General features: G+C 66.7%; 23 protein-coding genes. 9 read left to right on the top strand and 14 right to left on the bottom strand.

From position 1 onward, the window contains the following. The first annotated feature begins 111 nt into the window (after positions 1-111). Positions 112-990 carry an SDR family oxidoreductase gene (locus tag B8W69_RS26165; protein ID WP_085292607.1) on the top strand — a complete coding sequence of 293 codons (879 nt, stop codon included), beginning with the start codon at positions 112-114 and terminating at the stop codon, positions 988-990. On the opposite strand, the gene B8W69_RS26170 is transcribed toward B8W69_RS26165, so the two are convergent. Then, entirely contained in the window at positions 987-2,450 is a 1,464-nt protein-coding gene (locus tag B8W69_RS26170) for an amino acid permease (protein WP_085292608.1), read from the bottom strand. The genes B8W69_RS26165 and B8W69_RS26170 overlap by 4 nt on opposite strands. A 117-nt stretch (positions 2,451-2,567) precedes the next feature. Then, the gene (locus B8W69_RS26175; protein ID WP_181447489.1) at positions 2,568-3,458 is read right to left on the bottom strand and encodes a PAC2 family protein; all 891 of its coding nucleotides are present in this window, start codon (positions 3,456-3,458) and stop codon (positions 2,568-2,570) included. 395 nt (positions 3,459-3,853) lie between these two features. Here B8W69_RS26175 and metH point away from each other — a divergent pair, with 395 nt between their 5' ends. Together metH and B8W69_RS26185 are read left to right on the top strand one after the other, a co-directional pair. Beyond that, a complete protein-coding gene (gene metH, locus B8W69_RS26180; protein ID WP_110882067.1) occupies positions 3,854-7,624 on the top strand; it encodes a methionine synthase in 3,771 nt (1,256 codons plus the stop codon). A gap of 27 nt (positions 7,625-7,651) precedes the next feature. After that, positions 7,652-7,939 carry a hypothetical protein gene (locus B8W69_RS26185; protein ID WP_085292610.1) on the top strand — a complete coding sequence of 96 codons (288 nt, stop codon included), beginning with the start codon at positions 7,652-7,654 and terminating at the stop codon, positions 7,937-7,939. A 13-nt stretch (positions 7,940-7,952) separates the two neighbouring features. Here the strand turns inward: B8W69_RS26185 and malQ are convergent, their stop codons facing one another. From malQ to B8W69_RS26240, 11 genes are all read right to left on the bottom strand, one after another. Further along, a complete protein-coding gene (gene malQ, locus B8W69_RS26190; protein ID WP_085292611.1) occupies positions 7,953-9,941 on the bottom strand; it encodes a 4-alpha-glucanotransferase in 1,989 nt (662 codons plus the stop codon). 245 nt (positions 9,942-10,186) lie between these two features. Then, positions 10,187-10,954 (bottom strand): mannan-binding family protein, encoded by a 768-nt coding sequence (locus B8W69_RS26195; RefSeq protein WP_085292612.1) that lies wholly within the window; start codon positions 10,952-10,954, stop codon positions 10,187-10,189. A 17-nt stretch (positions 10,955-10,971) separates the two neighbouring features. After that, complete coding sequence (locus tag B8W69_RS26200) at positions 10,972-11,682, bottom strand: Rv1363c family protein (RefSeq protein ID WP_085292613.1); 711 nt, start codon at positions 11,680-11,682, stop codon at positions 10,972-10,974. 26 nt (positions 11,683-11,708) lie between these two features. Then, on the bottom strand, positions 11,709-12,968 hold the full coding sequence (locus B8W69_RS26205; RefSeq protein ID WP_085292614.1) for an MlaD family protein: 1,260 nt from the start codon (positions 12,966-12,968) through the stop codon (positions 11,709-11,711). After that, entirely contained in the window at positions 12,965-14,203 is a 1,239-nt protein-coding gene (locus tag B8W69_RS26210; protein ID WP_085292615.1) for an MlaD family protein, read from the bottom strand. The genes B8W69_RS26205 and B8W69_RS26210 overlap by 4 nt, the downstream gene beginning before the upstream one ends. Continuing rightward, on the bottom strand, positions 14,200-15,321 hold the full coding sequence (locus B8W69_RS26215; RefSeq protein WP_439330643.1) for an MCE family protein: 1,122 nt from the start codon (positions 15,319-15,321) through the stop codon (positions 14,200-14,202). Before B8W69_RS26215 ends, B8W69_RS26210 begins: the two co-directional genes overlap by 4 nt. Next, positions 15,312-16,367 carry an MlaD family protein gene (locus B8W69_RS26220; protein WP_085292617.1) on the bottom strand — a complete coding sequence of 352 codons (1,056 nt, stop codon included), beginning with the start codon at positions 16,365-16,367 and terminating at the stop codon, positions 15,312-15,314. The genes B8W69_RS26215 and B8W69_RS26220 overlap by 10 nt, the downstream gene beginning before the upstream one ends. After that, the gene (locus B8W69_RS26225) at positions 16,360-17,415 is read right to left on the bottom strand and encodes an MlaD family protein (protein ID WP_085292618.1); all 1,056 of its coding nucleotides are present in this window, start codon (positions 17,413-17,415) and stop codon (positions 16,360-16,362) included. Before B8W69_RS26225 ends, B8W69_RS26220 begins: the two co-directional genes overlap by 8 nt. Continuing rightward, positions 17,412-18,968: an MlaD family protein gene (locus tag B8W69_RS26230; protein WP_085292619.1), complete on the bottom strand. Its 1,557-nt coding sequence runs from the start codon at positions 18,966-18,968 to the stop codon at positions 17,412-17,414. The genes B8W69_RS26225 and B8W69_RS26230 overlap by 4 nt, the downstream gene beginning before the upstream one ends. Positions 18,969-18,980: 12 nt before the next feature. Continuing rightward, positions 18,981-19,844: an ABC transporter permease gene (locus B8W69_RS26235; protein ID WP_085292620.1), complete on the bottom strand. Its 864-nt coding sequence runs from the start codon at positions 19,842-19,844 to the stop codon at positions 18,981-18,983. 1 nt (position 19,845) lies between these two features. Further along, the gene (locus B8W69_RS26240) at positions 19,846-20,688 is read right to left on the bottom strand and encodes an MlaE family ABC transporter permease (RefSeq protein ID WP_085292621.1); all 843 of its coding nucleotides are present in this window, start codon (positions 20,686-20,688) and stop codon (positions 19,846-19,848) included. Between the two features lie 305 nt (positions 20,689-20,993). On the opposite strand from B8W69_RS26240, the gene B8W69_RS26245 reads away from it, so the two are divergent. The 5 genes from B8W69_RS26245 to B8W69_RS26265 all read left to right on the top strand — a co-directional run bounded on the left by B8W69_RS26245 (position 20,994) and on the right by B8W69_RS26265 (position 24,799). Continuing rightward, a complete protein-coding gene (locus tag B8W69_RS26245; RefSeq protein ID WP_085292622.1) occupies positions 20,994-21,626 on the top strand; it encodes a TetR/AcrR family transcriptional regulator in 633 nt (210 codons plus the stop codon). Positions 21,627-21,652: 26 nt separating this feature from the next. Then, complete coding sequence (locus tag B8W69_RS26250; protein WP_065030345.1) at positions 21,653-21,934, top strand: phosphoribosyl-ATP diphosphatase; 282 nt, start codon at positions 21,653-21,655, stop codon at positions 21,932-21,934. Positions 21,935-21,936: 2 nt separating this feature from the next. Beyond that, the gene (gene hisG, locus B8W69_RS26255) at positions 21,937-22,791 is read left to right on the top strand and encodes an ATP phosphoribosyltransferase (RefSeq protein ID WP_085292628.1); all 855 of its coding nucleotides are present in this window, start codon (positions 21,937-21,939) and stop codon (positions 22,789-22,791) included. A gap of 119 nt (positions 22,792-22,910) precedes the next feature. After that, positions 22,911-23,432, top strand: coding sequence for a DUF4126 domain-containing protein (locus B8W69_RS26260; RefSeq protein WP_085292623.1), 522 nt, complete (start codon positions 22,911-22,913; stop codon positions 23,430-23,432). Then, a complete protein-coding gene (locus B8W69_RS26265) occupies positions 23,429-24,799 on the top strand; it encodes an FAD-containing oxidoreductase (protein WP_085292624.1) in 1,371 nt (456 codons plus the stop codon). Before B8W69_RS26260 ends, B8W69_RS26265 begins: the two co-directional genes overlap by 4 nt. Before the next feature lie 52 nt (positions 24,800-24,851). Here the strand turns inward: B8W69_RS26265 and B8W69_RS26270 are convergent, their stop codons facing one another. After that, entirely contained in the window at positions 24,852-25,748 is an 897-nt protein-coding gene (locus tag B8W69_RS26270) for a RecB family exonuclease (protein WP_085292625.1), read from the bottom strand. Positions 25,749-25,822: 74 nt separating this feature from the next. Between B8W69_RS26270 and trmI the strand changes: the two genes are divergently transcribed. Then, on the top strand, positions 25,823-26,668 hold the full coding sequence (gene trmI, locus B8W69_RS26275; RefSeq protein WP_085292626.1) for a tRNA (adenine(58)-N(1))-methyltransferase TrmI: 846 nt from the start codon (positions 25,823-25,825) through the stop codon (positions 26,666-26,668). The last annotated feature ends 60 nt before the right edge of the window (positions 26,669-26,728 follow it).

Raw genomic sequence — 26,728 nt, forward strand, 5'->3', positions numbered from 1 at the left:
ATTTCGCGGTTGCGCTGCCAGCCGCCCAGGGGCGATCCGTCCACCTCGTGATTCACTCGGCGAAGAGTGGCACGACCCGGAACCCGCTGCCCGCAAGGTACGTTGGCGATCATGACATCGCTGCAGGACAAGGTCGTTTTCATCACCGGCGGTGCCCGGGGGATCGGGGCGGAGACCGCTCGCCGGCTGAGCGCCAGGGGTGCCAGGCTCGTGCTGACCGATCTCAACGAGGCGGACCTCAAGGCGCTAGCCGCCGAACTCGGCGAGGAACGGGTGTTGACGGCCGTCGCCGATGTGCGAAACCCGTCCGCGATGGAGGCCGCCGCCGCCCGTGCCGTCGAGCGATTCGGCGGCATCGACGTGGTGGTGGCCAACGCGGGCATCGCGAGTTACGGGTCAGTGCTGCAAGTGGATCCCGACGCCTTCAAGCGGGTGCTCGACATCAACGTGCTCGGCGTCTTCCACACCGTGCGCGCCACGCTGCCCGCGCTGATCGAGCGCCGCGGCTACGTGCTCATCGTCTCGTCGTTGGCCGCCTACACCGCCTGCCCCGGGCTGGCGCCGTACAACGCCTCCAAGGCGGGCGTCGAGTTGCTGGCCAATGCGCTGCGGCTGGAGGTGGCACACCAGGGCGTCACCGTCGGCTCGGCGCACATGTCGTGGATCGACACGGCGCTGGTCCGCGACACCCAGTCCGATCTGCCTGCGTTCAACCAGTTGCTGGCCAGCTTCCCGTGGCCGCTGAGCAAGACGACGACCGTCGACAAGTGCGCGGCCGCTTTCGTCAAGGGCATCGAGCGCCGGCGCACCCGCGTCTACTGCCCGCGTTGGGTGGCGCTGTTCCGTTGGGTCAAGCCGGTGCTGTCCAGCCCGGTGGGCGAGATGCCGCTGCATAAATCCACCGCCGAGCTGCTGCCGCAGCTGGACGCCCAAGTCGCTGCGCTGGGACGGTCCACCAGCGCCTACAACCGCGACCTCGGTACGTCCTAGCCGGTCTTGGCCGCGCGCTCCGACGCGAGGGCGGCCACCCGATTGCGCACCAGGAACCATCCGGCGCTCAGCGCCGGGACGACGAACACCACCGTCGCGATGGTCCAGGTGCCGGTCTCCTTGTCGAACGCCATCATGACCAGGACGCCGGCCAGGAACGCCAGGGTGAGGTACCCCGAATACGGGGCCCACGGCATCCGAAACCGCGGCCGTTCGATGAGCCCGGCCTTGGCCAGCCGGTAGAAGCGCAGCTGACACAGCACGATGGTCGCCCAGCACGCGATGATGCCCGGCGCCACGATGTTGAGCACGATCTCGAAGGCTTCGCCCGGGTTGACGGCATTCAGGGCGATGCCGAGCAGGCAGATGGCGGCCGCCATCGCGATGCCGACGAAGGGCACCCCGTTCTTGGACATCCGGGTCGCGAACCGGGGTCCGCTGCCGCTGGACGCCATCGAGTGCATGATCCGCCCGGTGGAATACAGGCCCGCGTTGAGGCTCGACAGGGCGGCGGTGAGCACCACGATGTTCATCAGGTCTCCGGCGCCGTGGAAGCCGACCTTGGAAAAGAAAGTGACGAAAGGACTTTCGGTGGCCTTGTAGGACGTGTAGGGCAGCAGCAACGCCAACAGCACCACCGACCCGACGTAAAAGATCGCGATGCGCGCGATCACCGAATTGATCGCGCGCGGCATGACCCTCTCCGGCTCGGCGGTCTCGCCGGCGGCCGTGCCCACCAATTCGATGGCGGCGTAGGCGAATACCACGCCCGAGGTGGTCAGCAGAACTGCCAGCACGCCGGAGGGAAAGGGTCCGCCGTGGTCGGTCCACAGACTCAGTCCGGTGCTGTGGCCGTCGATGCGATACCGCCCCGCCAGGAAGACGATCCCGACCACCAGGAAGGCGACCAGCGCCAGAACCTTGACCAACGCCGCCCAGAATTCCAGCTCACCGAACCACTCCACCGAGATCAGGTTCATCGACATCACGACGATCAGGGCGAGGAGCGCCAGCACCCACTGGGGGATCGATTCGAAGGCCGTCCACCGTCGCAGGTAGGTCGCGATCGCGGTGGTGTCGACGATGGCCGTCATCGACCAGCCCAGGAAGTACATCCAGCCGATCGCGTAGGCGGCCTTCTCGCCGAAGAACTCCCGCGAATACGACACGAACGAGCCCGACGACGGGCGATGCAGGACCAACTCGCCCAGCGCTCGCAGAATCAGGAACACGAAGACGCCGCACACGGCGTAGACCAAAAACATCCCGGGTCCCGCCTTGGCCAGCCGGCCGCCCGCGCCCAGGAAGAGCCCGGAGCCGATCGCGCCGCCGATGCCGATCATCTGCACCTGCCGGGGCTTGAGTCCCTTGCGGTAGCCGGCGTCTTCGCCGAAATCGCCGACTGCAGGATCTGGCCCGGCTATGGGAGTTGGGTTGCCATCACCAGGCAACGCGGCCATGAAACGTCCAATCGGTAGGTCGCGAAGCGATGCTTCCGTACTTGGTCGGCCGACGGCAAATTCGGCGACGGCCGTCACCGACCGCGAGCGTCAGCTTCGGCGGTGGCGGACCCTGTGCTAGCGCCCGAAGCCGGGGCGACGGCGGCGCAGATAGCGCTCGAACTCGGCGGCCAGCGCGTCGCCGTCGATCTTGCCCAGCGCGTCGTTCATGTCGACCTCGGCGTCGCCGCGTTGCTCGAGCGACAGCACGTACTCGGCGAGGTCCTCGTCCTCGGCGGTCATCTCGGTGACCGCCTGTTCCCAGTCCTCGGCGTCCGTCGGCAGGTCGGCCAGCGGCACCTCGATGTCGAGGACGTCCTCGACGCGGCGCAGCAGGGCCACCGTCGCCTTGGGGTTCGGCGGCTGCGAGACGTAGTGCGGCACCGCCGCCCAGAACGTCACCGCCGGGATCCCGGCGGCCACGCAGGAGTCCTGAAAGACCCCGGCGATGCCGGTCGGGCCCTCGTAGCGGCTTTCCTCGAGGCCGAAGCGTTTCGCCGACTCGGGGGAGTAGGCCGCCCCCGAAACCGGGACCGGTCGGGTGTGTGGGGTGTCGGCCAGCAGCGCGCCCAGGATCACCACGGTGTCGACGTTGAGCTTGTCGGCGATGGCCACCAGCTCCGCGCAGAAGGTGCGCCAGCGCATGTTGGGTTCCACCCCGTGCATCAAGACGACATCGCGGTCGCTGCCCGGGGGCCGGCAGTGCGAGATGCGCATCGCCGGCCACACCAGTTCCCGAGTCACCCCGTCCACCTGCCGGATCACCGGGCGATTCACCTGGTAGTCGTAATACGCCTCGTCGTCGATCTCCAAGATCGGGTCCGCTTCCCAGATGGCCTCGAGGTGTTCGAGTGCGTCGCTGGCGGCGTCGCCGGCGTCGTTCCAGCCCTCGAATGCAGCCACGACGACGGTGTGGTGCAGTTCGGGCAATGCGGCTTCGCCAAAGGGAGGGCCGTCGGGCGGGGTCACAGAATTAGCGTACGGCCTCGCGGCCCGATGTTCGGGGCGCGGTGGCCAAGGATTGTCGGTCGATTGACGCTCAACCGAGGGCTTTGCATAGCACGACTATCCTTACGGCGTGACTGTCGCTAACGAACGCCGCTGCGACACCGACATGGTCGACAGGCGTCGACGCGGTCGGGGCGAAATAGGTTCGGCCCCGATGTCGTTAACCTTGGTAACTATCACGTCGCCGGCAGACTCCACGAGCTGTCGATAGCGGCGATGAGTTGGGCGTCCAGGCGTCGATCGGGTGACGACGTAGACTTTTCTGGTCGAGAGGCGTTGCAACGGATACGGGTCCCGGCAGGTATCCGCCACGCTCGGCAGAGTCAAGGACGCCTTCCGCTACGGAAGGAATTCACGTGAACGCCTCGAAGAACGCCTCGGAGTCGAACACCTTCGCGCCGAACATCCGCCCCGACTGCACCGACGAACTGACGGCGGCTCTGCGCCAGCGGATCATGGTGATCGACGGCGCGATGGGCACGGCGATCCAGCGCGACCGGCCCGACGAGGCCGGCTACCGCGGCGACCGGTTCACGGAATGGCCGACCGCCCTTCAGGGCAACAACGACCTGCTGACGCTGACGCAGCCGCAGATCATCGAGGGGATCCACCGCGAGTACCTCGAGGCGGGCGCCGACATCCTGGAGACCAACACGTTCAACGCGAACGCGATCTCGCTTTCCGACTACGACATGGCGGACCTGGCCTACGAGCTGAACTACGCCGGCGCCGCCCTGGCCCGCAAGGCCGCCGACGAGTACAGCACCCCGGAAAAGCCCCGCTATGTTGCCGGCGCGATCGGGCCGACGACGCGGACCGCGTCGATCTCGCCGGACGTCAACGACCCCGGCGCCCGCAACGTCTCCTACGACCAGCTGGTCGCCGCCTACCTCGAATCCGCCAACGGCCTGGTCGACGGCGGTGCCGACCTCCTCATCATCGAGACGATCTTCGACTCGCTGAACGCCAAGGCGGCGGTGTTCGCCGTCGAGACGCTGTTCGAGGAGCGCGGACGCCGCTGGCCGTTGATCATCTCGGGCACCATCACCGACGCGTCCGGGCGGACGCTGTCCGGTCAGGTCACCGAAGCGTTCTGGAACTCGATCCGGCACGCGAGGCCGATCGCGGTGGGCCTGAACTGCGCGCTGGGCGCGCCGGAGATGCGGCCCTACATCGCCGAGGTGTCGCGGATCGCGGACACCTTCGTCTCCTGCTACCCGAACGCCGGCCTGCCCAACGCGTTCGGCGAGTACGACGAGACCCCGGAGCGTCAGGCCGGCTACATCGCCGACTTCGTCGAGGCCGGCCTGGTCAACCTGGTCGGCGGTTGCTGCGGGACCGCGCCGCCGCACATCGCCGAGATCGCCAAGGTCGTCGAGGGCAAAGCGCCGCGCGAGCTGCCGCACATCGAGGTGGCCACCCGGCTGTCGGGCCTGGAGCCGCTCAACATCACCGAAGATTCCCTGTTCGTGAACATCGGTGAGCGCACCAACATCACCGGCTCCGCCCGGTTCCGCAATTTGATCAAGGCCGAGGACTACGACACCGCGCTGTCGGTCGCGCTGCAGCAGGTCGAGGTCGGTGCGCAGGTCATCGACATCAACATGGACGAGGGCATGATCGACGGCGTCGCCGCGATGGACCGGTTCACCAAGCTGATCGCGGCCGAGCCCGACATCAGCCGCGTCCCGGTGATGATCGACTCCTCCAAGTGGGAGGTCATCGAGGCGGGCCTGAAGAACGTGCAGGGCAAGCCGATCGTCAACTCTATCTCCATGAAGGAGGGCGAGGAGAAGTTCATCCGCGAGGCGCGGCTGTGCCGTAAGTACGGCGCCGCCGTCGTCGTGATGGCCTTCGACGAGCAGGGCCAGGCCGACAACCTGGAGCGTCGCAAGGAGATCTGCGGACGCGCCTACCGGATCCTGACCGAAGAGGTCGGCTTCCCGCCCGAGGACATCATCTTCGACCCGAACTGCTTCGCGCTGGCGACCGGTATCGAGGAGCACGCGACCTACGGAATCGACTTCATCGAGGCCTGCGCCTGGATCAAGGAGAACCTTCCCGGGGTGCACATCTCCGGCGGTATCTCCAACGTGTCGTTCTCGTTTCGCGGCAACAACCCGGTGCGCGAGGCGATCCACGCGGTGTTCCTGTACCACGCCATCAAGGCCGGCCTCGATATGGGCATCGTCAACGCCGGCGCGCTGGTCCCGTACGACTCGATCGACCCCGAGCTGCGGGACCGCATCGAGGACGTCGTCCTGAACCGTCGCGAGGATGCGGCCGAGCGGCTGCTGGAGATCGCGGAGCGGTTCAACAAGTCGGATAAAACCGAGGATCCGAAGGCTGCCGAGTGGCGCGGGCTCCCGGTCCGGGAGCGGATCACGCACGCGCTGGTCAAGGGAATCGACGCGCACGTCGATGAAGACACCGAGGAGTTGCGTGCCGAGATCGCCGAGGCGGGTGGTCGCCCGATCGAGGTGATCGAGGGTCCGCTGATGGACGGCATGAACGTCGTCGGTGACCTGTTCGGCTCGGGCAAGATGTTCCTGCCCCAGGTCGTGAAGTCGGCCCGGGTGATGAAGAAGGCCGTCGCGTACCTGCTGCCCTACATCGAGGCGGAGAAGCAAGAGTCCGGTGCGGCCGCCGGGAAGGACACCAACGGCACGATCGTGATGGCGACCGTGAAGGGTGACGTTCACGACATCGGCAAGAACATCGTCGGAGTTGTTCTGCAGTGCAACAACTTCGAGGTGATCGACCTCGGTGTGATGGTGCCCGCGCAGAAGATCTTGGACGCGGCCAAGGAGCACGACGCCGACATCATCGGGCTGTCTGGCCTGATCACCCCGTCGCTGGACGAGATGGCCAACTTTGCCGTCGAGATGGAACGCGAGGGTCTGGAAATTCCGCTGCTGATCGGTGGCGCGACCACTTCGCGCGCGCACACAGCCGTGAAGATTTCGCCGCGTCGCTCGGGCCCGGTGGTGTGGGTCAAGGACGCGTCCCGCTCGGTGCCGGTGGCCGCCGCGCTGCTCGACGACAAGCAGCGGCCGGCCCTGCTGGAGGCCACCGAAAAGGACTACGCATCCCTGCGGGAACGGCACTCGCAAAAGAACGAGCGGCCGATGCTGACGCTCGAAAAGGCCCGCGCGAACCGGACGCCGATCGAGTGGGACGGCTACACGCCGCCGGTGCCCGCCCAGGGCCTCGGTGTGCGGGAGTTCCTCGACTACGACCTCGCCGAGTTGCGCGAGTACATCGACTGGCAGCCGTTCTTCAACGCCTGGGAGATGAAGGGCCGCTTCCCCGACATCCTCAACACCCCCGCCTCGGGCGAGGCCGCCCGCAAGCTGTACGACGACGCCCAGCAGATGCTTGACACCCTGATCAAGGAGAAGTGGCTGATGGCCAACGGGGTGATCGGATTCTTCCCGGCCAACGCCGTCGGCTCGGGTTCTGAAGACATCGAGATCTACACCGACGACAGCCGCAGCGAGGTGCTGACCACGCTGCACAACCTGCGCCAGCAGGGCGAGCACCGGGACGGCATCCCGAATCGCTCGCTGAGCGACTTCGTCGCACCCAAAGACACCGGTCTGGCCGACTACGTCGGCGCCTTCGCCGTCACGTCGGGGCTCGGTAGCCAGGAAAAGATCGCGGAGTTCAAGGAAGCCCTCGACGACTACAGCGCGATCCTGCTGGAGTCGGTCGCCGACCGGCTGGCAGAGGCCTTCGCCGAACGGATGCACCAACGGGTCCGCAAGGAGTTCTGGGGATTCCAGCCGGACGAGCAGCTCGACAACGAGGCGCTCATCGACGAGAAGTATCGGGGAATCCGCCCCGCCCCCGGCTACCCGGCCTGCCCGGAGCACACCGAGAAGGCGACGCTCTGGAAGTTGCTGGACGTCCAGAAGCGGACCGGCATCGAGCTGACCGAGTCGATGGCGATGTGGCCCGGCGCCGCCGTCAGCGGCTGGTATTTCTCGCACCCGCAGTCCCAGTACTTCGTGGTCGGCCGGCTGGCCCAGGACCAGGTCGCCGACTACGCGAAGCGCAAGGGCTGGACCCTGCAGGAAGCCGAGCGCTGGCTCGCCCCCAACCTCGGCTACAACCCGGAGGATTGATCTGGTCGTGCCGAGCCAGGGGGAGGGATGTTCATGCTGCAGCGAGAGTTGAACCGCATTGCCGACATCGCCGTCGAGGTCGTCAATACCACGGTCCTGCATGTTCGGCGCATCGTCGGAGCGCTGGGTACCGCGCTTGGCCGCACCAGGCGCGAAGTCAGCGACTTAGCCTGGGAATACAGCGATCTGGCGGCAAGCGTCCATTTCTCGGCCCGCAGCCGCAGCACCGCCACCGACCAGCACGCCCAGCGGGCGGAAAGCCGGGAAATCGCCGACGTGATCTCCATCGACCTGCGTCGCCGACGGGCCAACTGACCCGCACCGCGGGTCAGCTCTCGGCGGCGGCCTGAAAAACGGCGGCGATCTCGGCGACTCGCGGATCGACGCGCAGCTGCTCGAATGTCTCCGGGAGCGGCAAGCGCCAATTCGGGTATTCGTCAATGGTTCCAGGCAAATTCGGTTGTCGCGGCTCGGCGACGACGTCGTACGGCGAGATCAACTTCAACCTGCTCGGGGTCGCCGCCAAGAAGCGGTGCATGGCGACGATGATGTCGTTCTCGTCCGGGTCGGTCGGCAGCACCCCTTCGGAACGCAGTACGGCCAGCCACTCGGCTTTTTCCTTGTCGGCCGAGGCCTGTTCGGCCGGCACGTCGTCGAGCAGGCCGAGCTCCGCGCGCACCCGTACGTGTTCTCCTCGAAAGAATCCGGCCGCAGTGGGCAGATCGTGTGTAGAGAGGCTGGCAGCCGCGCGCTGGGGCCACCGCGACGAGGGGAGCAACGGTTGTTCTGGCGCGGACTCGTCGCGGGTGAACCAGGACACCGCGCATCCGAGCATTCCCTTGCCGCCTAATGCTTCGGTGACTTCCGGCTCGACAGTGCCTAGGTCCTCACCCACCACGATCGCTCCGGCTCGCTGCGCTTCCAGCGCGAGCACGGCGAGCATGGTGTCGGCGTCGTAGTGGACGTAGGTACCCCGGTCGGCAGACTCGCCCGGCGGTATCCACCACAGCCGCCACAGGCCCGCGACGTGGTCAATCCGCAGGCCGTCGGCGTGGACCAGTATGGCTCGCAGCATGTCTCGCAGCGGGGCGTATCCGGTGGCGGCGAGCCGGTCCGGCCGCCAGGGCGGCAGCCCCCAGTCCTGGCCGCGGGGGGTGAAATTGTCTGGGGGAGCACCGACGTGAACTCCGGTGGCCAGCATGTCCGCCAGGGCCCACGCGTCGGCGCCGTCCGAGTCGACCCCGACCGGGAGGTCGTGTATGACGCCCAGCGCCATCCCGGCTTCTCGCGCGGCGTTCCGAACCTCGCCGAGCTGTTCGGCGCAGCGTTGCTGCACCCAGGCATGAAAGGCGATCCTGGGCGCCAGTTCCTGACGAGCCGCGGTGACTTCCGGCCCATCGACGTTACGCAGGGGTTCGGGCCACTGCGGCCAGCGGCCGCCGTGTCGCTCGGCCAGCGCACAGTAAGTGGCCCAGTCGCGCAGCGCCCTGGATGAGGGTGAGTCGTCCAGTGGGCAAGGTCGGTTCTCCGTGCGCCAAAGCATCTCGAGCGCAGCGCGTTTCGCGGCCCAGGCCAGGTCATGGTCGATCCGCTCGGTGCGGGACGAGACGCGCAGCGCATCGACTTCGGCGCGGGTTTGCGGGTCGGCTCGACGGTAAGCGTCGAGGTCCTCGATGCGCATCGCCAGCGGGTTGGCGAATCGTCGACTGGACGGGGTGTAGGGGGACGGTTGAACGGGATGCGTGGGCCCGGGCGCATTCAGCGGGTTGAGCAGTACCGCGCCCGCGCCATGCGCCGCTGCGGTCCAGCGGATGAAATCGCGCAGGTCACCCAGATCACCGATGCCCCATGAACGGTCCGAGCGCAGCGCATACAGCTGCAGCATCCATCCCCAGGTAACCGGTGGTTGGGGCACGCGCGGCGGGGCCGCTACCAAGGTGACTTGCTGGCCATCCCTGGTGTGCAGCCGGTACCAGCCCGGCGACAGATCGCCGGGCAGCTCCTCGCGCACGTCGATCTGGTCGCCGTCCTCGCCGACCAGCGCTACCGCTCCCGGAAAGGCGCGCGGCCGGCCGTCTGCCCGCACGGCGACCGTCGGCGCCAAGGCCCCGGCGCGCCTGCGTTCGGCCAGCTTCCCCAATTCACGACGCCGGTCGGCCTCGCTGCCCGCATCGACCTCGAGCAGCGCGAGCACTCTGATCACCACGTCCGCGTCGACCTCAACCGGTTCACGTCGTTCATTCCGGTAGAAGGTGGCCACCCCGTGGGCGACGGCCAGCTGGCGCAACTCCTCGGGCACCGGTTTTGGTCGCGCCATCAGATTGTTTGCAATGGCGTCATGACGGGGTGGATACGGGAACTGTTCAGACAGCGAAGAGGTCGGCGCACTTCGGGAACGTACCCGCCATGGGCCGATTTACACAGGCGCTCATGTGGCGTTCACTACTCGAAGGCGGTGTGGCAGTCGCGGGGTGAAAACGACTCCGCCACATGCGGAGCCGATGCTCCGGTAACGGTAGCGTGGAAAGGGCTCGAAAGTCGATTGGTCGACCGCTGCGGGCACTAGACGCGCATCACCGGGCTCAGCGCGGACAGCGGGATGTGCGCCTGCACGGTGCCGCCGTCCATGAACCACTGCGGCAGGCCCGTGGAGAAGTTGACCGGCTCGTCGTGGCCCACCGGATAGTCAGGCATGTAGATGATCAACTCGTCGGGCGTCAGCGCCCACGCCTTGTACGCGCCCGAGTAGACCTTGTCCGGAGTCCAGCGGTCGACGATGAACGGGTAGGTTCCCGGGTCGTGCGGCGGCGGCGCCTGGTTCAGCGCGGTTTCGATAAACGGTTGGGCCAGTGGGGGAATGGCGGTCAGCGGATTCGACGTCGTCAGGTCCGCCAGCTGCACCCGCCTGCCGGCCGCCATGTCGAAGGTGAACGTCCGGTAGGCGTTGTTGGGCTTGGGCCCGTCGGCGTGATAGTCCTCGTGGAACACCGCGCTGAGCAGATTGCCGTGCCGGTAGACCTCGAAATTCTCCTCTCCGTAGCTATCGGCGGCCATGCTGCCGTTGGCGATCTTCCAGTTGTTGACCAGCGTGTGCAGGTAGTCCCGGATCGCCGGGCCGGTGGTCGGATTGTCGACGAGGTCGTCGGGCACGGCGACCTTGATGTCGCGCACGGCGTTGCGTTCCGACGTCACCGAGGTGTGGCAGTACTGGCCGTCCCAGTCACCGCCGAGCTCGCCGCAGAATGACGGCGCCGACGCGTGCGTGGTGGCGGCGCTGGGAATCGTTGCGGCCGCGACCATTACGAGCGCCGCCGACAGTCTCTTGAGCATGAACGGATTTGCTCGGCTCAGAGGAGTTGGACTTTGCTCGCCCGCCAGCGACCGTCGACCTTCTCCATGGTCATCTTGATCCTGCTGCGGTCGACGCGCGGGTCGGGCGCGGCCGTGTTGGTGACGGATTGGTCGATGAAGAGCAGCACGACGACCCTGTCGGTGGATTCGGACTGAATGGCCGAGTCGACCACCACGCCGTGCGCGGTCGCCTTGTTGTCGATCAGCAGCTGCCGCAGCTTGACGCTGGACTGGGTGTACATGTCCTTGAATTCGCCGGTCGCGCCGTCGAGCACCTGCTTGAAGTTTTCGTCGACCTTGTTCGAGTCGATGCTCGTGAGCACCTGCGCGTAGGCGATGGCCGCCTGTTGGGCCTGTTCACCCGCGACCTTCAACTGATGGTCCTGCCACTGTCGCCACCCGAGGAATCCCGAAAAGGCAAGCGCGGCAATGAGTAACGCCGGCAGGACGCTGCGGCGCAGATACCGGCGCCAGGGCCGCTTGGCGCGCTCGGTCTCCGGACGCTTGCGTTTGAGCAGTGCGCCGCCATCTTCGTCCGCGTCCTCGCCCGCCTCGTCGTCAGCCACGTCGGCGGCGTCGGCCTCGTCGGTGCGCTTCTCCTCGGCGTCTTCGCCTGCGACGTCCGGCGTTTCGGCACCCGATTCGGTGTCGGCGTCGGATTCCGCGACGGCTTTCGGGTTCTTCTTGGTAGTCACGACCACGATCATCTCCTAAAGGTCGATGGATTCAACGCTCAGTGCGGTGGTTCGATCGGCAGTTGCGGACCGCCGTAGGGGGTGGGAATGGTGTAGCGGCCCCGCGGGGTCGGATCGGTTCGCCGGCCCAGGTTCGCGCCCGGTGGCGGGCCGGCGGTGTCGTCGCCACCCGGCCGTGGCGCGTTCTTGGCGCCGCGGATGGAGACTGCCGGGTCGTCGTCGCGGCAGTAGGTGTACATGAACGGCTCGTAGTAGTCGGCGGCGGACGGCGCGTGCGACGGTGTCCCGTAGTCGCACACGTAGCGGGGGTAGAGGTCGGCCGTGGCCCAGACTCCGCCGTCGTGGAATGCGCTCGTCACCGCGTCCAGTACCGACCCGCGGTAGTCGGGGAATAGCGCGTTGAGCGCCGGAACCCGCAGATAGAACAGCTGCGACATGGTGGCCATGCTGCCCAGCAGCTGCACCATGGTGTCGGCGTTGTCCGCGAACAGATTGTCGACGGCCGAAAGGGCGCGCGGCGCCTGCTGAGTCAACCGGCGGTAGCCGGCCTGCATCCTGGTCACGCCGGTCAGCGTCTGGTTGAGTTCGGTTGCGGTGGCGCCCAATCCGCTGTTCTTGTCGCCGGCCAGGGTGAGCACGACGCGGCTGGTCTTGATGATGCTGGTGGTCTGGGGCAGCACCGAATCGAGCGTCGAAAGCAGGAACGTGCCGCCGTCGACGATCGCGGTCAGCTTCGCCGGGCCCTCCTTGCTCAGGCTCAACTCCTTCTTGATCAATTCGATCTTGCGCGGGTCCACCTGGGCCAGCAGTCCGTCGGCGTCGCCGAGCAACTGCGCCAAGCTGACCGGGACGGTGGTGTGGTCCAGGGCGATCAGGCTGCCGTCGTGCAGATACGGGCCGGCGTCGGACGCGGCTTCGAAGTTGATGTACTGCTCACCGGCCGGCGAGAGCGCCGACACGTGCACGACGCTGTTCGCCGGGATCCGCACCTTCGAGGTAATGCTGGCGACGGCGTTCACCCCGTTGTCGGTGATCTGCAACGACTCGACCCGGCCGATGCGCACCCCGCGCAGCGCGACGTCCTGATTGGGCAGCAGGCCACCGGATTCCGTAAGTTGCACGGTAACCCGGTAGGACGAGGCGAAGGGCTTCACCCGCAACGCGCCGATGAGCAGATAGGCGGTCGCCACGACCAGGATGAGCACCAGGCCGGCCACCGACAGCCAGACCTGTTGCCGATGGCCGGTGCGCACCGCGCGGACAACGACATTGGCGAAGTTGGTGACGGCGCGCATCATGGTTGCGGTCCTGGCGGTGGCGGCGCCCCGGGTGCCGGCGGTGCCGGTGTCGGCGGAGGCCCGGGCGCCACGTCGATCTGGCCCGGGATGTTCGGGTCCGGGATGACCGGAACCTGTGGCGAGTTCGGCCCCCGACCGACGATGCGTTCCTGCAGCCGCCACAGCGTGTACTTCAGGGTGCCAACGAGCAGGTTCACGTTGTAGTGGTGCGGTCCGTGCAGGCCGATGTCACCGGGGAATCCGATATCGGGCAGCGACCCCAGCATGATCTTGTCCACGCCCACATTCACCGAAATCGAATTCCCGGCAGTCGATTTGACCAGGGCGGGGATCAGCCGGTTGATCGACATCCAGCTGGTATCGGGGTTCATGGCAACGTCGTTGGCGGCGCCGGCGATCGTGTTCAGGTCGCGGATCATGCTGCGGCCGCTGGTGTCGGTCCCGCCGATCGACGGGAACCTGGCGAGCAACCGGGAGGTGTCACCCACCTGTACGGCCAAGTTGGACAGCTGACCGGTGTTGTCGGCCAGGGCCGAAGTGGCGGGACGGGCGGTCGCCATCAGGTCGCGGATGGTCTGGTTCTTGGCATCGAGTTGGTCTGCCAGGTGCGACAATTGAGTCAACGCGCGCGAGATCTGGTCCGACCGGGCATCCAGCGTTCCGAGTAGCTCGTTGGACTTGCGGATCATGTCTCCGAACGCCTGGCCCTGGTCGCCGGTCGCCTTGCCGAAACCGTTGATGATCTTGGTGAAGTTGCGAACCGCCCCGCCGTTCACCAGAATCGCCGCCGAGCTCAGCACCGATTCGACGGTCGCGGCGGCCGCGGTCGAATCCAGGCCGATGGTGTCGCCGTTGCGCAGCAGCGGCGTGTCCGCGGGATCATCAGCCGGTGGCTTGAGCGCGACGAACACGTCCCCCAGCGGTGACGCGGTCCGCAATTCGGCCGTGCTGCCCCGCGGCAGTTGCACGCCGTCCCGGATGCGCAGCCGGGTCACCGCGGTGTAGTTACGCGCGACCATCGATTCGAGTTGCCCGACGTCGGCGCCGGCGAGCTTGACCTTGGCGTTCATCGGAAGGTTGAGTGCATTGGAGAACACCGCGTTGAGCGAATACCCGCCCGAGCCCAGCCCCGGCGCCGGAAGGGGCAGGCTGGCAAGGCCGTTCGTGGCGCATCCCGCGGTGACCATCACCGCGGCCACCACCGTCAGCATGCCCCGCGCGCCCATCGTCATCATTTCTGCCCCATGGCGGCCATGCCGTCGAGCACATACGTCAATCCGAAATCGGGACCGAAGTCCTGGATCGTCCCCGTGCTGCAGCCCAATTGCCTAAGGCCCATCAGGTTGCAGATCTCTTTGGTGTACTGGCTGTCGAAGAGCAACCGATCCGTGAGGAAGCGGGCCCGCACGCTGCCGTTCGCCCGGTCGATCATGTTGTAGGCGTTGTCGGCCACCAGGGGAGCCAGGTCCAGCAGCTCGGCCAGGTCGCGTCGCTGGTCGGTCACCGTCTTCAGCGTGTCGTTGCCGTGCAGGACGGCCTGTTTGACGTTGTTCCGATTTTCGTCGAGCAGGTCGCCGGCCCGCTGGATCAGCTGGTCGAGTTTGTGTCCGGTGCTGCCGCTGCCGAGGTCCTCGTCGGCCATGATCTGGCTGACTTGGTGGACGGTGGAGGCGAATTCGCGCAGTTTCGTGTCGTTGGCGGCCACCGCGTCGAACAGCGTGCTGATGTTTTTGACGATCGTGGTGATCTGCTCGCGGGTGGCCGCGCCGCCGTCGCTGGACATCCGCAGCGCCTTGGACAGCTCGCCGAGGGCCGCCTTGATCTTTTCGCCGTTCCCCTTGACCACCTCGGTCCCGCCGTTGAGCACGTTGGCGATCGGTCCGCCGCCGTGGCCGTCACCCTCCAGCGACTTGGTCACCTTGTCCAAAACGTTCAGGACGCTGCTGAATTCGACGGGCGTCTTGGTCCGGGGCAGGCCGATGGTGTCGTGGTTCTCCAGGGTCGGCCCGCCGTGATAAGGCGGCGTGAGCTCGATCTGCCGGTCGGTGAGGATGGAGGTCGACACCGTGACGGCCTGCGCGGTGGCGGGCACTGTGACGTGACGGTCGATGGTGAACTCGACCTCGACGTAGCCGCCCTTGGCGGTGATCCTGGTGATCTTGCCCACCGGCATGCCCAGCACCGCGACCTCGTTGCCCTCGTAGAGGCCTGAGGCGCTGTCGAATTGGGCGGTCACCGTGATCGTGTCCTCGTCTGAACTCAGGGACCACCAACCGATTCCGATCGCCGCGGCGATGACCGCGACCGCGGCGACGGTGGCCAGCGTCCTGGCGCCGAGCCCCCTCACTTGCAGTCCTTGAAGTACTGGATCATGCCGAACTGCTTGGCGCGGCCGCTGATTGCACACATCCACGAGTCGATCAGCGGGACGTTGGGGGCGTTGAAGTTGATCGCGTTGCCGTCACCGGTCAGGTTGGCGGCCTCGCGAAAGAAGATAGGGCTGGTCTGCAGCATGCTGTGCAGCAGGTCGTCGTGTTGGGACATCAGGTTGGTGAAGTCGCGCATGTCTTTGATCAGAGCGTCCAGGCCCGAGCGGTCGTTGACCACCACCTGGCTCATGGTGTCGACGAGGCTGGACAGGGACTGCATCATCGCGTGGAAAACGGCGCGTCGCGCGACAAATTGGCCCAACAAGTCTTGCCCCTGGTCGACCAGAGCACCGATGCCGGCCTGCTGGCGCCGCAGCGTGTTCGTGACCTGCTCGGTGCTGCGGAGCAGCTGTCCCAGCTGGTCGCGCCGTACGGCGATGATCGACGACAACGAGTTGATGTTCGTGATCGCCTGCGGCACAACGGCGGGCAGGCCCTCGAGCTGCTTGCCCAGCACCGCCAGCGACTGCGCAAACCTGTCGGAGTCGACCTGCTCGAAAGTGGTGGTGGCGTCCTGCAGCGCGGCCTGCAGGTCGTAGGGCACCTCGGTGTGCGCGAGGTTAAAGGTGTTGTTGGGCAGACGCGCCGGCCCGTTGGGGTCCAGCGCGAGGTAGCGCGAACCCAGGATGGTGGTGACCCTAATCTGCGCCCGGGAGTCCCTGCCCAGCTTGATGTCGTCGCGCACCTTCAAGCCCGCCTCGACATGGTCGCCGACGAGTTTCATGCTGGTGACGTTGCCCACCGTGATGCCCGCGACCACGATCGGGTTGCCCGCCCGCAGCGAGGCCGCCTGCAAGAACTCCGCGGTGTAATGCCGATAACCGGCGCCGATCGCGTGCACCAGCAGCATGACGCCGATCATTACCGCGACCACCGCGACGGCGATGAAGCCGAGCCAGGTCTTGTTGTAGCTTTCCAGCGGACGCTTCCCCATTTGCGATAGCCGCCGCCGTACCCACGCGTCATCCATCGACCGTGCTCCTGCAGCGCGGGGTGTGCCACGCCCGGTTGCCCGGTGTGGCGGCGTTGATGATGATCGGCACCACATCGTTGAGCCCGGGGAAGAACCCCATGAAGTTCACGTCGCACACGTAGGCGTTGCCGTAGGCGCCCTGATTACCCACCCGGGTAAGGCCTTTCAGCAGTAGCGGAATGTTGTCGCCGAAGAAGGCCACCTGCGGTTCCACATCCATGATGTGCTTGGTGACACCGGGCTGACGATCGATTAATTCGCGCAGTGCCGGGTACACGTCGGTCGCCGAGGCCGACAGTCGGTTGGTCACCCGGGCCAGCGAGCCCACCGAGGCGACCAGGTCCGGGCGGCGTCGATCGAGCTCACCGACGACGCTGCGCGTCTGCGTGATGACCCCGTCGAGATTGTCGTTCTGCTGGGCCAGGTTGCCGACCACCTTGTTGAGGTTGGTGATCACGCTGCCGAGGGCCTGATCGCGGCCTGCGAATGTTTCGGTGAGCGTGGAGGTTTGGCCGACGAGCGTGGTGAGCGACGACGTGTCGCCCTGCAGCGACTGGATGATGCCCTTGGTGAGGTTGTCGGCGTCATGCGGGTTCAGCAGGCTGAACAGCGGTTCGTAACCGTTGAGCAGCGTGGTCACGTCGAACGAGGGCACGGTGCGTTCCAGCGGAATGGTGCTGCCCGGGGGGAGCAGCTGCGGACTGCCTTCCTTGCCCAGGGACAGCCCGAGATATCGCTGCCCGACGATGTTCTGGTAGGTCACCGACGCAAGGGTGTTTCCGAACAGCCGCTGTTCGGATTGCACGACGAACGAGACCTTCGCCAATTTCCCGTCGAGTTCCACCTTTTCTACCCGGCCCACGCGCACCCCGGCCATCCGGACACCGTCGCCCTCGCGAAGCCCGTACACGTCGGTGAACATCGCCGAGTACCTGGCGGTGTCACCGGCCACGTCCCGCCGCAGGCTCACATACACCAGCCAGGTCAGCGTCAACGAGACGATCATGAACAGGGTCAGCGCGATGAGCGGGCCGCGAAATTTCATTTGGCCTCCCCGGGTGGATGAGCCAGTGACACCGTGGTACCGCGGGCCACCGGGCCCAGCAGCAGATCGGTGGCGTCGGTGGCGGGCGCACCGGTGATCACGCCCAGAATGTTTCGTTCATACTGGCTGCCAACGGGTCCCACGTTGCCCCCGAAAGACGCTTGCGGAATCCACGGCGCCTTGGGTGCCACCGGCGCGACCCACGGCTCGTGCTCTTGTGGTGTCGCCGGCGCCCCGGGCGAAGGGTTGTCGGGATTCGCGCTGCCGGGCACCGGTGGCGACGGCGTAATCCCCGGGGCCAGTGGGGGATTGGGATCAGTCAGGTTGGGAGTGGGGTTGATCAGCGGGGGGCCCACCGCGACGAGGTTTCCGTCCGGCCCGATCAGCGTGCCGGGCGGCGGTGCCAGATCCCTGGGCGGCTGATAGTTCTGCGGCAGCAGCACCTCGGGCAGATCGGGGCGTACCGGAATCAGCGGCGCGGTAAAGCAACTGGGCCCTTTGAGCTCGCCGTAGTGCGGACAGTCGGCGCGTGTATAGGTGGAACTGGGCGTGAATGTGAGCATCGCGCGCATGTTGCCCAGGTTGGTCCGGGGGTTCCACACCTGTTCCATGAACTGGTTGGCCAGGTTGTCCAGCTTCGCGACGGCGGGCACGAAGTTGTTCGACTTCTGCGCCAGGATGCCGAGCACCGGCGTGAAATCGGTGGTGATCTTGATGAGTTGGTCGATGTGGTTGCCGAAGGATTGGCGCGTCGTGCCGACGGTGTAGTCGGCGCCCGACAGCAGCGAGGCCAACTGCCCGCGGGTCTCGGCGAAGGTCCGCATCGGCTCGACGGCCTGATGCAAGGCATCGAGAAGGTCGGGCGCCGTTTGCGCAAGCCCGGTCGTCGCGTCCAGCAGTGCCGACACCGTGGAGGGGCCGGCATCGGTGCTGACGATCGAATTGAGTTGATCGAGGAGGCGATTCAATTGCGCGCCGGCGTTCAGCAGGCTCACGCGGCGGTGGTCGGTGGCCGCACCGAGCGCGGCCAGGATTCCCACCGACCTGTCGTCGCGGCCACGTCCCGCCGCGGCGAGCAGGTCACGCAGCTTGCTGACCGCCGTCTGGAACAGGACGGTCGGCAGCCGCTTGTCCTCCAGGATGTGGGCACCGTTGCGGATTTTCACGCCGGGGCCGTTGCCCACCAGTTGCACCGACGAGACGGCGAAGACGTTACTGGGCACCACTCGTGCGGTCACGTTGGCCGGAATCGACTTGGCGTAGTCCTCTTTGAGGTCGATGTGGACATAGTTGGGCTTGCCGTGGGCGGCGGGCACGACGTCGTTGACCATGCCGACGAGCACGCCGTGATATTTGACGTCGGACTTCTGCGGAAGGCCATCGCCCACGTTGATCAGGTCGGCCACCACCCGCACGTAATCGTTCAGTCGCCCAGTCGATTTGACCAACATCGCGGTGGTGACCAGGGCGCTGACCACCAGGACCGCAATGCCGATGCCGAACAGCTGCCGGTCCGACGGGCCGCGGCCGTCCAGCTCGAAGGAATTGGGCATGTTCCTACCGGCCTACCCGCCGAACCTTGCGCCGGAGTCGACGCCCCACAGCGCCATGGTGAGCAGCATGTTCACGATGATCACGACGGTGATGCTGGCCCGCATGCCGTGCCCCGCGGCGACGCCGACGCCCTCGGGCCCGCCGCTGGCGTAATACCCGTAGTAGCACTGGATCGTGGACGCGATCCACACGAAGATGACGGCCTTGATCAACGAATAGACGATGTCCTGACCGGCCAGCATCAGCGTGAAGTAGTGCAGATAGGAGCCGGTCGAGCCGCCGCTGCCGATGCCGACCACCACCTGCGTGCTCAAGTATCCGATCGCCAGGCAGGCGGCATACAGCGGGACGATCGCCACCACCGACGCGATCAGCCGAGTGGTCACCAGGTACGGGATCGGGCGGATGGCAATCGATTCCATCGCGTCGATCTCCTCGGCGATGCGCATGGATCCCAGCTGGGCGGTGAAGCGGCAGCCGCCCTGCATGGCGAACGCGAGCGACGCCATCAGGGGAGCCAGCTCGCGGGTGTTGACCAACGACGACACGAACCCGGTGGCCGGCCCCAGGCCCAGCAGGTCCAGGAAGTTGTAACCCTCGATGCCAACGAGGGCGCCGACGGTCATGCCGAGCACGACGGCCACACCGGCGGTTCCCCCACCCACCACGATCGAGCCGTTGCCCCACGTGATGTTCGACAGCAGCCGCAGGAACTCGGCGCTGTACTGACGTAAGGCCAGTGGCACGGCGACCATCGCCCGGACGAAGAAGACGAGCAGGTGGCCGAGCCGGACGATCGGCGCCCTGCCCCGGCGGTAGAGGCGGACGAGCGGCACCGAAATCGGTGCAAAAGGCTGATAAGCCGAGGCCGTCACGTCAGAGCCCCGTCCTGGGCGACAACATGATGTAGAGCTGGCTGATGGCGACGTTGACGATCATCAACAGCAGGATCGCCTCGACCACAGCGGCATTCACCGAGTTCGCGACGCCGGTTGGTCCGCCCTTGGTGGACAAGCCTTTCTGGCTCGACACGATCGCCACAATGGCGCCGAACACGATCGCCTTGATCAGCGCCAAGATCATGTCGCCGGTGGTCGCGAACGATGCGAACGTCGACACGAAGCTGCCGGGCGCCCCGTTCTGGAAGTACACGTTGAACATGTAGCTCGCGAAGAACCCGGCGAAGCACACCACGCCGGTGAGGGCCACGCCGATCATCACCGCGGCGGCGAAGCGGGGGACGACCAGGCGGCGGATCACCGAGACGCCCATCACCTCCATCGCGTCGGTCTCTTCGCGCATCGTCCGCGAACCCAGGTCGGCGGTGATGGCCGACCCGACCGCCGAGGCCATGAGGACCGCGGCCACCAGCGAGGCCCCCTGCCGGATGACCGCGAGCCCGCTGGCCGCCCCGGCCAGCGACGTGGCGCCGACCTGGCCGGCCAGCAACGCGAACTGGATGGACAGGGTGACGCTGATCGGCAGCGACACCAGGATCGTCGGCAGCACGGCGGTGCCGGCCATGAACGCGCCCTGCCGGACGAACTCCTGCCACTGGAATCGCCCGGTCACCAGGTCGTAGAAGAAATATTGAACGGTTCGCACACCCAGCACGAACTGTTCACCTACCGTCGTCAGCGAGGCGACCGGGTGACGTTTGACGTACCCGACGGACCAGTTCCGGATGGCGGTGATGCCATCAAGCTCCGTCGTCGTCATACCGGCGTGAGCTGCGGTCCGTGTAGCAAACCTATGACACAGGTCATCGCGTACCAGCTACCGCTTTCATCGGCCCTCTTCCCACCCCTAAATCCTGAGTGCCGAGCGGAGCGCGAGGGGGTGTCGTCGGGCACTATTTTTATTAAAATAGTGTCAACAAGGGTTAGAACTCCGCAGTTCATAGGTGTGTGCTGCATCACATTAGCCTACTTGATAGCGACTTTCAATAGTGTAGAGTCACTCATCTGAGATCGTCGCAGCGCGGCACCGTGGGGCTTCAATTTCGGATTGACGAAGGTGATGGCATGCCCTCAGCAAACACCGGTTCACTGCGTGACCGACGCCGCGCCGAGCTGCTTTCCCAAATCCAGCAGACCGCGCATCGGCTGTTCGCCGAACGTGGCTTCGAGGCGGTGACGACCGAGGACATCGCCTCTGCCGCCGGAATCTCCATCAGTACCTATTTTCGGCATGCGCCCACCAAAGAAGGTCTACTGATCGATCCCGTCCGAGGCGCAATCGGCGAGATCGTGGGCTCCTACGGCGCGAGACCACCCGACGAGTCGGCCGTTGAGGCGTTGATCCAGGTGTTCGTCACGCGTGCCCGCGACGCCGATGAACTCGACAACCTGGATACCTGGCGTCACGCAATCGCCACCGCGCGCCACCTGGTAAGCAAAACGGTGCTGGTCAGCGCAATCGATCACGATAAGTTTCTCCGGCAGGTCGCCCGCCGGATGAATGTCGATGCGGCGGTTGACATTCGGCCCGCGTTGTTGGTCCACACCAGTTTGGCCACGGTGCAATTCGTTCTCGATGGATGGCTGACCTCAAACATCGCCGAGAGCCCACCGTTTCATGTGCAGTTGGAGGAAGCGCTGCGCATCACGCTCGCCGGATTCGACGCACGAAGCGGCTCAGAACCCGGCCGGGGCTAAACCGCCGTGACTTTGCTCGCTGCCGCGTGAAACAATCGCTGGCCGTGAAGACCTTCGAGGATCTGTTCGCCGAACTGGGCGAGCGTGCCCGTACCCGGCCGGCCGGCAGCGCGACGGTCGCCGCGCTGGACGGCGGCGTCCATGGGCTGGGCAAGAAGATCTTGGAGGAAGCCGGCGAAGTGTGGCTGGCCGCCGAACACGAATCCGACGACGCGCTGGCCGGGGAGATCAGCCAGTTGCTCTACTGGACGCAGGTGTTGATGGTGGCGCGCGGGCTGTCCCTCGACGACGTGTATCGGAAGCTATGACCATGCTGCGGGTTGCGGTTCCCAACAAGGGCACGCTGAGCGAGCCGGCCAGCGAAATCCTCTCCGAGGCGGGCTACCGGCGCCGCACCGATTCCAAGGACCTGACCGTCATCGACCCGGCCAACCAGGTCGAGTTCTTCTTCTTGCGGCCCAAAGACATCGCCATCTATGTGGGTTCGGGAGAACTGGACTTCGGCATCACCGGCCGGGATCTGGTGGGCGATTCCGACGCACCGGTGCGCGAACGGCTGGCGCTGGGATTCGGCTCGTCGAGCTTTCGCTACGCCGGACCGGCCGGGCGCGACTGGGAGATCGCCGATCTGGCCGGCAAACGGATCGCCACCGCCTACCCCAATCTGGTCCGAAAGGACTTGTCCGGGCGCGGTATTGAGGCAACGGTCATCAGGCTCGACGGTGCGGTGGAGATCTCGATCCAGCTCGGCGTCGCCGACGCCATCGCCGACGTGGTGGGCTCCGGGCGCACCCTGAGCCTGCACAACCTCGTGGCCTTCGGCGAACCGCTGTGCGATTCGGAAGCGGTGCTGATCGAGAGCGACCTCAGCAGCAAGTCCGGCACCCAGACGGCGCGCGATCAACTGGTGGCGCGGATCCAGGGCGTGGTGTTCGGCCAGCAATATCTGATGCTCGACTACGACTGCCCCCGCTCGGTGCAGGACAAGGCCACGGCGATCACGCCGGGGCTGGAGTCGCCCACCATCGCGCCCCTGGCTGACCCGGACTGGGTGGCCATCCGCGCGCTGGTGCCACGTCGGGGCGTCAACGAGATCATGGACGAGTTGGCCGCCATCGGCGCCAAGGCGATCCTGGCGTCCGACATCAGGTTTTGCCGGTTCTGATTGCGCACGCGGTGCAAAACCCGCGGCTGTGTTAGCGTCCGCCTAGGGTGACTGCCCTGGTTGGCGTGTGGGCCGTCCCCGCATTGGCCGCCGGCGTTCGTCTCCCAGGAGGGTCTTCCGTGACACACGCACTTCTTCTCTTGCTGGCTTTACTGATTGGTGTCGTGGCCGGGCTGCGCTCGCTGACGGCGCCCGCCGTCGTCGCGTGGGCCGCCTACCCCCCTGTTCTTGGCTGGGTCGATCTGCACGGCACGTGGGCGGGTTGGATGGCCAGCATCATCACGGTGGTCATCTTCACCGTTCTCGCCGTGGGCGAACTGATCAACGACAAGCTGCCCAAGACGCCGGCCCGCACCGCGCCGCCGATCTTCGCGGCCCGGATCGTCACGGGCGGGCTCGCGGGCGCGGCCCTTGGCGCGTGGCCGCACTGGACGTTCACCGCGCTGGGCGCCGGCGTCATCGGTGCGGTGCTGGGCACCCTCGGCGGCTACCACGCGCGCAGACGGCTGGTCGCCGCGACGGGCGGCAAGGACCTGCCGATCGCCTTGCTCGAGGACGCCGTCGCGATCCTGGGCGGGTTCGCCATCCTTGCGGCGACGGGTCACGTGCTGACCGAGTACCTGCTGACGGCGGTTAAGTGACAGAGCATTTCGATGCGATCATCGTCGGGGCCGGGCAGGCCGGGCCGCCGCTGGCAGGCCGGCTGACCGCAGTCGGACAGCGCGTCGCGGTGGTGGAACGCAAGCTGATCGGCGGAACCTGCGTCAACACCGGATGCATCCCGACCAAGACGCTGGTGGCCTCCGCGCACGCCGCGCATCTGGCGCGCCGCGGCGCGGACTACGGCGTCGGGACCGGGCCGGTCAGCGTCGACATGGCGAAGGTCAAGGCCCGCAAGGACGAGATCATGCTGGGCGACCGCAAGGGCGTCGAGGATTGGCTCGAGGGCATGGACGGCTGCACCGTGTTTCGTGGTCATGCGGTCTTTCAGGATCCGCACACGCTGCGCGTCGGCGACGATGTGCTGCACGCCGACCGCATCTTCCTCAACGTCGGTGGGCGTGCGGTGGTGCCCGACATCCCGGGCCTATCCGACGTCGACTTTCTCACCAATGTCTCAGTTCTCGAACTCGACACTGTGCCAACGCATCTCGTCATCCTCGGGGGCAGCTACATCGCGCTGGAGTTCGCGCAGATGTACCGGCGGTTCGGGGCCCGGGTGACCGTCGTCGAACGGGGGCCGCGGCTGGCGTCGCGCGAAGACGAGGACGTCTCGGCAACCGTCGAAGAAATCCTGCGAGCCGAAGGCATCAACGTCATCGTCGGTGCCGACGATGTGCGAATGGCCAAGACCGGCAATGGGTTCGAGCTGACTCCTCGTGCGGGCGCCGCCCCCATCGAAGGGAGCCACCTGCTGCTGGCGGTGGGTCGACGACCCAACACCGACGACCTCGGCCTGGAAGCGGCCGGGGTGCAGACCGACGCGCGCGGCTACATCGTTGTCGACGACCAGCTCAAGACCAGCGTCGATCACATCTGGGCTATGGGCGACTGCAACGGCAAGGGTGCGTTCACCCACACCTCCTACAACGACTTCGAGATCGTCGCCGCCAATCTTCTGGACGACGACCCGCGCCGGGTGAGCGACCGGATCACCACCTACGCGCTCTACATCGATCCGCCTCTGGGGCGTGCCGGCATGACCGTCGGTCAGGTCCGCGCGTCGGGCCGCAAGGCGCTGGTCGGCAAGCGGCCGATGACCCGAGTCGGCCGGGCGGTGGAAAAGGGTGAGACGCAAGGCTTCATGCAGGTCGTGGTGGACGCAGACACCCAGCAGATCCTGGGAGCCGCCGTCTTCGGGGTGGGCGGCGACGAGGCCATCCACGGCATCCTTGACGTCATGTCGGCCAAGGCGCCCTACACCACGCTGTCGCGGACCATGCACATCCATCCCACCGTCAGCGAGCTGATCCCCACAATGCTGCAGGAGCTCTCGCCGCTCGACTAGTGGCGATCCCAAGCGCGGCGTGGCCGGGCGCGGCGGGTTGCCGCCATCTAGCCTAGGCCGGGGGTTCGGTCGGGCGCGAATCAGCCTGTCCACCAAGGGATTCCGGCCACCCGGGGTAGGGCGGCGGGGTTCCCCCGAAGAGCGGGCAATGCTGCTGGTGGGGACACCAGTCGCACAGCCGCGACTGCGTGGGGCGGAAATCGCCCGTCTGCCCGGCGGATTGGATGGCCCGCCAGATCGCCATCAGCGTCTTCTCGAACCGCAGCAGCTCGTCGCGTTCCGGCGCGTAGTCCAGCACCTGGCCGTCGGCCAGATAGATGAGCCGCAGCCGGGTGGGCTGCACGCCGCGCGAACGCAACAGTGCCACCGCATAGAACTTCATCTGGAACATGGCCTTGAACTCGGCCAGCGCTCGCGTGGCCGGCGGGGCCTTGCCGGTCTTGTAGTCGACCACCCGAAGCTCGCCGGTGGCCGCGACGTCAATCCGGTCGATGAAGCCACGCAGCAGGGTGCCGTCGGCGAGCTCGACCTCCACCCGCTGCTCGCAACATTCCGGGTTGAACCGGGTGGGGTCCTCGAGCCGGTAATACCCGGCGAGCAAAGCCTGTGCCTCGGCCAGCAGCTGCGTGCGCTGCGCCGGATCCATGTCGGCGGTCATCTCGGGCGTCGCGGCGATGATCTGGTCCCACGCGGGCTCCACCAGCGACATGGCGGTGGCGGGGCCGCGCTGCTCGGCGGGCAGGCCGTAGAGCTGTTGCAGGGCGGCATGGACCAGCGATCCGCGCAGCTGCGCGGCGGACGGCGCCTCGGGCAACCGGTCGATGGCGCGGAACCGGTACAGCAGTGGGCATTGCTTGAAGTCCGCGGCACGCGACGGCGACAGGGCCGGGCGGTACACCTGCCCCGCCGGGCGCTCCGCCGACTGGGGCGCCTCCGGCTGGACGATCATGTCGGCAGCCTAGGACTGGGCGCCGACAACCCCCAAACACGTGCGGCGGCGAGTCGGCTGGCACGCTAGACCGCGTGTCCGTAACCGGCCCGTTCACAGAGGGCGAGCGCGTCCAGCTCACCGATGCCAAGGGTCGGCATTACACAGTCGTGCTCACCGCGGGCGCCGAGTTCCACACGCATCGCGGGGCGATTCCGCACGACGCGCTGATCGGGCTCGAGCAGGGCAGCGTGGTCAAGTCCAGCAACAACGCCGTGTACCTGGTGATGCGGCCCCTGCTGGTCGACTACGTGATGTCGATGCCGCGCGGGCCCCAGGTGATCTACCCGAAGGACGCCGCCCAGATCGTGCACGAGGGCGACATCTTTCCGGGCGCGCGGGTGCTGGAGGCCGGCGCGGGCTCGGGCGCGCTGACCTGTTCGCTGCTGCGCGCGGTCGGGCCCGAAGGCCGGGTGACCTCCTATGAACAGCGCGCCGACCACGCCGAGCACGCCGAACGCAACGTGTCGGTCTTTCACGGCGGCCAGCCACCCGATAACTGGCAACTGATCATCGGCGACGTCGCCGACTCCGAGCTGCCGGACGGATCCTTCGACCGCGCGGTGCTCGACATGCTCGCGCCGTGGGAGGTGCTGGGGTCGGTCGCGCGACTGCTGATCCCCGGGGGCGTGCTGATCATCTACGTGGCCACCGTCACCCAGCTGTCGCGCGCGGTCGAAGCCCTGCGGGCGCAGCAGTGCTGGACCGAGCCGCGGTCCTGGGAGACATTGCAGCGCGGCTGGAACGTCGTCGGTCTGGCGGTCCGGCCGCAGCACTCGATGCGCGGCCACACCGCCTTCCTGGTCTTCACGCGACGGCTCGCGCCCGGCGTCGTCGCGCCCGTGCCGTTGGGCCGCAAGCGGGAAGGACGCGACGGCTAGATGGCGGTCGCCAGCGCGGCGACACCGGGCGCGGCGGGCTGCCGCCGTCAAGCGAGCGGC

It is taken from the genome of Mycolicibacterium vulneris, from assembly GCF_002104765.1.
GTDB classification, from domain to species: domain Bacteria; phylum Actinomycetota; class Actinomycetes; order Mycobacteriales; family Mycobacteriaceae; genus Mycobacterium; species Mycobacterium vulneris.

Coding starts and splice junctions, on each gene's coding strand:
- B8W69_RS26240 (WP_085292621.1), bottom strand. CDS start 20,688: ATGACGACGACGGAGCTTGATGGCATCACCGCCATCCGGAACTGGTCC.
- malQ (WP_085292611.1), bottom strand. CDS start 9,941: ATGGCGCGACCAAAACCGGTGCCCGAGGAGTTGCGCCAGCTGGCCGTC.
- B8W69_RS26220 (WP_085292617.1), bottom strand. CDS start 16,367: ATGGATGACGCGTGGGTACGGCGGCGGCTATCGCAAATGGGGAAGCGT.
- B8W69_RS26185 (WP_085292610.1), top strand. CDS start 7,652: ATGTTCATGCTGCAGCGAGAGTTGAACCGCATTGCCGACATCGCCGTC.
- B8W69_RS26225 (WP_085292618.1), bottom strand. CDS start 17,415: ATGAAATTTCGCGGCCCGCTCATCGCGCTGACCCTGTTCATGATCGTC.
- B8W69_RS26170 (WP_085292608.1), bottom strand. CDS start 2,450: ATGGCCGCGTTGCCTGGTGATGGCAACCCAACTCCCATAGCCGGGCCA.
- B8W69_RS26210 (WP_085292615.1), bottom strand. CDS start 14,203: ATGATGACGATGGGCGCGCGGGGCATGCTGACGGTGGTGGCCGCGGTG.
- hisG (WP_085292628.1), top strand. CDS start 21,937: ATGCTGCGGGTTGCGGTTCCCAACAAGGGCACGCTGAGCGAGCCGGCC.
- B8W69_RS26195 (WP_085292612.1), bottom strand. CDS start 10,954: ATGCTCAAGAGACTGTCGGCGGCGCTCGTAATGGTCGCGGCCGCAACG.
- B8W69_RS26165 (WP_085292607.1), top strand. CDS start 112: ATGACATCGCTGCAGGACAAGGTCGTTTTCATCACCGGCGGTGCCCGG.
- B8W69_RS26200 (WP_085292613.1), bottom strand. CDS start 11,682: ATGATCGTGGTCGTGACTACCAAGAAGAACCCGAAAGCCGTCGCGGAA.
- B8W69_RS26270 (WP_085292625.1), bottom strand. CDS start 25,748: ATGATCGTCCAGCCGGAGGCGCCCCAGTCGGCGGAGCGCCCGGCGGGG.
- B8W69_RS26245 (WP_085292622.1), top strand. CDS start 20,994: ATGCCCTCAGCAAACACCGGTTCACTGCGTGACCGACGCCGCGCCGAG.
- B8W69_RS26230 (WP_085292619.1), bottom strand. CDS start 18,968: ATGCCCAATTCCTTCGAGCTGGACGGCCGCGGCCCGTCGGACCGGCAG.
- B8W69_RS26205 (WP_085292614.1), bottom strand. CDS start 12,968: ATGATGCGCGCCGTCACCAACTTCGCCAATGTCGTTGTCCGCGCGGTG.